This is a genomic window from Mesorhizobium sp. M7A.F.Ca.ET.027.03.2.1 (assembly GCF_003999175.1).
Taxonomy (GTDB): Bacteria; Pseudomonadota; Alphaproteobacteria; order Rhizobiales; family Rhizobiaceae; genus Mesorhizobium.
Window position 1 is genome coordinate 1 of record NZ_RZOM01000594.1, and the last position, 3,824, is coordinate 3,824.

A 3,824-nucleotide genomic window follows, 5' to 3' on the forward strand; every position below is an offset into this window, starting at 1 on the left:
CGTCGGCACCATCCTGGTCGGCATCCTGACCAACGGGATGACGATCCTGAACTTCAGCTACACCAGCCAGAACCTGATCAAGAGCGTGATCCTGCTGGGCGCGCTGGCGATCGACGCCATCATCAATCCGCGCGACGAGCAGACCTCGCAAAGCGGCGACATCTGAAACAAGAACCGAGACTTAAATCTGGGAGGAGAGACATGAAGTTGTTCAAGAACTGCCTGTTCGCGGGCATGACAGCGCTCGCGCTGCTGGGCGCGGCGAAAATCACCACGGCGCAGGAAACCGATCAGGTCGGCCGCTCCACGTATCTCGAGGCGCTCAAGGGCAAGAAGGTCATCTTCGTGCCGATCTCACAGGGCATGGACCTCAACCAGGCATGGGTGGTGGTGTGGCAGCGTCACGCGGCACGCTACGGCTTCAGCCTTGAAGTGCGCGATCCCTCCGGCGACACCAATGCCGGCATCCGCGCCATGCAGGGCGCCATCGCCGAGAAGCCGGACCTGATCATCGTGCAGAACCCCGATGTCCAGACCTACGCACGCCTGTTGAAACAGGCGCAGGCGGCCGGCATCAAGGTGCTGCAAGTCAACATGCAGTCGGCCACCCAGACCGACAGTTATGTCGGCAACGACTGGATCGAAATGGGCCGTCTCGAAATGGGCGAACTGGCCAAACACTGCACCGGCCCCAATGCCGTCTCGCACAAGGTGGTCTGGCTCGCCGGTGTCCAGACGGGCGCCGCCAACATCTACATGCGCACCGGCATCGACGAGGTGCTGAAGGCCAATCCCGAGCTGCAGCTCGTCTCCGACCAGCCGGCCGATTACATGAGCGAAAAGGCCCGCCAGATCACCGAGACGGTCCTCCAGCAGCATCCGGACCTGTGCGGCATCATGGGCATCTGGGACAATGCCGAGGTCGGCGCAGGCGCCGCCGTCGCGGCCGCCGGCAAGCAGGACCAGGTGACGATCGTTACCAATGGCGCCGGCAGCGCCACGGGCTGCGAGAGCATCAAGAACGGGCTGCTCGACGTGATCTTCAACTTTAATGCCCCGATCCAGGCCGAGATCGCCGCACAGCAGATTTCCGAGCTGCTGCAGCAGCCCGAGCGGCAAGCGGGCAGCGAGAAGACCATCTTCTTCGGCCCGATCACCCGCGTCGACAAGGCCAATGCGACCGGCAGGAATTGCTGGAAGCTGGACGAGCTCAAGTAACGGACTTCCTTGATGAGCATGGCCGAAAGCCTTGTGCGCTGGCGCTACCGCCTGCTCCCCGACCACGTGGTCGGGGAGATCCTGACCAAGAAGTGGATCGACAGCGTCATCCCCTTCACGGCGCTGGTCATTTTGTGCGCGATCTTCGGCTCGATCGTGCCGGGCTTCTTCGATCTGGCGACGCTGACCAATCTCAGCGGCCAGACCGCCGAGCTTGGCCTGGTGGTGCTCGGCATGACCATCGTCATGGTATCGGGCGGCATCGATCTGTCTGTCGGGTCGACCTTCGCGCTCGCCGTGCTGGTCACGCTCTATGGCATGAATGTCGAGCAGTGGAGCTTTGGTACCGGCCTGTTGGCGTGCCTGGGCCTCGGCGTCGTCTGCGGCGCCATCAACGGCTTCCTGGTTGGCTTCCTGCGCATGCGGGCCTTTCTCACCACGCTGGTGACGCTCATCATCTACCGCTCGACCTTCGACATCGTCTTCCCGCAGGTCTCGACGCGGATCGTCACCAGCGGTTCGGATTCGCCGGCCTATGATTTCCTTGGTTTCGGCACGATCTGGGGCGTGCCGACATCCTTTGTGGTCTTCGTCGTCATCGCGCTGATCATCCATCTCGTGCTGTCGCGCGCCCGCTATGGCTGGCGGCTGTTCGCGGTCGGCGGCGCGCGGCGCTCTGCCTACAATGCCGGCATCAATGTGCGCTTCATCTTGTTCAGCGCCTATGTCTTGTGCTCGGTGCTGGTGGCGCTCTCCGGCTTCTTCTTCTCGGCCCGCATCGGCAGTGCTGCTTCCGACATCGGCACCGGGCTCGAACTGCAGGTGTTGACCGCGACCGTGCTCGGCGGCATCTCGCTCGGCGGCGGGCGCGGCTCGGTCGCCAAGGCGCTGATGGGCACCGTTTTCGTGCTTGTCCTGTCGAACAGCCTGCTTGCGCTGGCCGTGCCCGGCCCGGTCAATTTCCTGATCCTCGGCATCGTGCTGCTCTTGTCGGTGCTTCTCGACGTACGCTGGGTGAAGAATCGCCACAAGATCCTGCGCAGCGTCTACATCTCGCCGACCTTCGCCAAGATGCCGCAGGCGATCTCGACCGCGCCCGGCGCGCCGATGGCGGTGAACGACCGGTTGAAGGACGTCGGCGTCATCGGCCTCGGCTTTCTCGACGGCGCGGAAGATGTGATCTTCGACCGGCAGGACCGCCTCTACACCGGCAGCCGCCAAGGCGATATCCTGCGCTTCCAGCCGCCACACTACACCGACAGCGAAGTGTTCGCACATATTGGCGGCTCGCCGCTCGGCATGGCTTTCGACCGCGACGACAACCTCGTCATCTGCGTCGCCGGCATGGGCCTCTACCAGGTCTCGCCGGCCGGGGATGTAAAACTGCTGACCGCCGAGACCAACCGCTCACTGACCTCGGTGGTCGACGACTCCACCATGAAGCTCGCCGACGACTGCGACATCCTGCCGGACGGCCGCATCGTCTTCTCGGAAGCGACAGTGCGCTTCGAGATGCATGACTGGTATGCCGACGCGCTGGAAAGCCGCGGCAACGGACGCATCATCGTCCATGATCCCAAATCCGGTTCGACACGCACACTGCTGTCGAACCTCGTCTTCCCCAATGGCATCTGCACGGCCTTCGACGGCCAGTCGGTGCTGTTCGCCGAAAGCTGGGCCTGCCGCATCAGCCGCTACTATTTCGATGGTCCGAAGAAGGGCCAGGTCGAGCGCGTCATCGAGGGCTTGCCCGGCTATCCCGACAACATCAACCGCGCCTCCGACGGCACCTACTGGCTGGCCCTGATGGGCATGCGCACGCCGGCATTGGATCTCTCGCTTGAAATGCCGGGCTTCCGCCGCCGCATGGCGCGGCGCGTATCGGAAGATGCGTGGCTGATGCCCAATCTCAACACCGGCTGCGTGCTGCGCTTCGACGAAAACGGCCAGATCCTCGAAAGCTTGTGGGACCAGGCCGGCGAGAAGCATCCGATGATCACCTCTATGCGCGAGCACAAGGGCATCCTCTATCTCTGCGGCATCTTCAACAACCGCATGGGCACTTTGCCCCTGAAAGGCGTCGATCCCGACTGGTTCAGCTCGGATTCCTACTGGGGCAAAAAGTCATGAGCGGTTTGAACCAGCTTCTTGACCGCTTTCTCGGCCGTGGCGAGTGGGCCGTGACCGTGCCGACGCTCGACGGGCCGTTGCTGCCCAACCAAGGACTGGAGGAAGCCGGTCAATTCGCCGGCCTCGCCGAGGCCGACAATCTCGTGCGCACCGAAAAGGGCCTCCTGGCAAGCAGCGCGAACCGGCTGATGCGCTTTAGCGCCGACGGCCGTGCCGAAACCTTGCAGGAATTTCCGGGCGAGATCACCGCACTCGCCCATGCCCGCGGCATGACCGCGATGGCCATCGACGGCAAAGGCGTCGTCATCCGCGGCGGCCTGCATGACGCGCGCGAGGCGACGGGCGAGGAGGCTCGGCGCCTCTCCTGCATCACCGCTCTCACCTTCCTCGACAGCAACACCTTGCTGGTGGCCAACGGCTCGGCCTCAGTGCCGGCGAGCGGTTGGCGTCGCGACCTGATGCAGAAGAGCGTATCC

General features: G+C 63.6%; 2 protein-coding genes and 2 pseudogenes. All 4 read left to right on the plus strand.

All coding sequences use genetic code 11. From position 1 onward, the window contains the following. Positions 1 to 166 (plus strand): annotated as a pseudogene (locus tag EN750_RS40900) (ABC transporter permease); the annotation flags it as partial. A gap of 35 nt (positions 167 to 201) precedes the next feature. Further along, positions 202 to 1,218 (plus strand): sugar ABC transporter substrate-binding protein, encoded by a 1,017-nt coding sequence (locus tag EN750_RS22955; protein ID WP_127320431.1) that lies wholly within the window; start codon positions 202 to 204, stop codon positions 1,216 to 1,218. Between the two features lie 12 nt (positions 1,219 to 1,230). Further along, positions 1,231 to 3,348, plus strand: a complete 2,118-nt coding sequence (locus tag EN750_RS22960; protein WP_127326922.1) for an SMP-30/gluconolactonase/LRE family protein — start codon at positions 1,231 to 1,233, stop codon at positions 3,346 to 3,348. Continuing rightward, positions 3,345 to 3,824, plus strand: a pseudogene (locus EN750_RS22965) (strictosidine synthase); the annotation flags it as partial. The gene EN750_RS22960 and the pseudogene EN750_RS22965, both read left to right, overlap by 4 nt.